The 926-nt window shown below is 65.9% G+C and carries 1 protein-coding gene; it reads right to left on the bottom strand.

What is annotated here, in order from left to right; all coding sequences use genetic code 11:
* Positions 1–140: 140 nt before the first annotated feature.
* Positions 141–341, bottom strand: a complete 201-nt coding sequence (locus tag IE330_RS38500) for a hypothetical protein (protein ID WP_190140817.1) — start codon at positions 339–341, stop codon at positions 141–143.
* Positions 342–926: the final 585 nt, after the last annotated feature.

Below are 926 nucleotides of genomic sequence, written 5' to 3'. Positions count from 1 at the left end.
GGGCACCTCGGTGGACGAGGTGCCCGCCCCGCCAGTTCTCGTGCGCCGGGGGCCGGAGCGCCGGGGGACGGACGCGTAGGAAAAAAAGAGCCCGGTGGCCAGTTACGGGGGAGAACCGGCCACCGGGAGTCTGTGGAAAATCAGTGGTGCACGGACTTGCGGGAGCGTGAACTCGCGCAGAACGCGAGGATGATCAGACCGACAATGCCGATCGCCAGGCTCACCCAGGAGGGCGTGTCATCGGGAAACAATGCCGTGACACCGAATTTTGTGTCCCAGATCCGCTCGGTCAGGAAGGACCCGAATCCCTGAACGGCCAGGACGATGCCGACCCACAGCATGTCGCTCCTCAAATGTTCTGTACGGGGTGAGCAGAGTTCTTGCCCCCTGCTCCGTATCCCGGTATCTCCTGCCGGGCTGCCAACACGACTTATTCAACCGGGCCGGACCCACCGCCGGGCAGAGGGAAACGTTGCTACCGCTACCGACGAAAGTAGTGAGCGGATGTCGCGTTCCCCCTCTCGTGGACCTGGCGGGCCGCGCTCCGGCGGTGCACGGACCCGGTGTCCGTGAGCGCCGTCACGTACCGCAAACGGCACTTAGAGCCGTTAAAGCCCCAGGTCAGGCGCGCGGCTGGGGTCGGCTGGCGGCACGGATTAAGCTCTTCACGACCGACTCAGCGCGAAGCCGATCATGTACGGGGGTGGGCTTGTCGTGCAGCCAGCCAGGACGGCCGAAGAGCAGCGGACCCGTAGGTTCCGCCCCGCGGTGTCCGACCTCTTCCTGCTGTCCGCCCTGATCCTCGCCAACGTCCTGGTGGCCATCGGAAACGTGGAGAACGGCGAGGGCCACCCGCGGTTTGGTCCGTGGGCGGGGTTGGGGTTGCAGGTGGTTGTGGTGGTGGTGTTGGTGGTGCGGCGGGTGTG

The organism is Streptomyces longispororuber, from assembly GCF_014656095.1.
Classification (GTDB): Bacteria; Actinomycetota; Actinomycetes; order Streptomycetales; family Streptomycetaceae; genus Streptomyces; species Streptomyces longispororuber.
Note: the sequence above shows the minus strand (reverse complement) of the source record. Positions and strands in the feature narration are given on the sequence as shown.

What these genes read in the sequence shown, in the direction of transcription:
- IE330_RS38500 (WP_190140817.1), bottom strand. Translation starts at nt 341, where the DNA reads ATGCTGTGGGTCGGCATCGTCCTGGCCGTTCAGGGATTCGGGTCCTTC.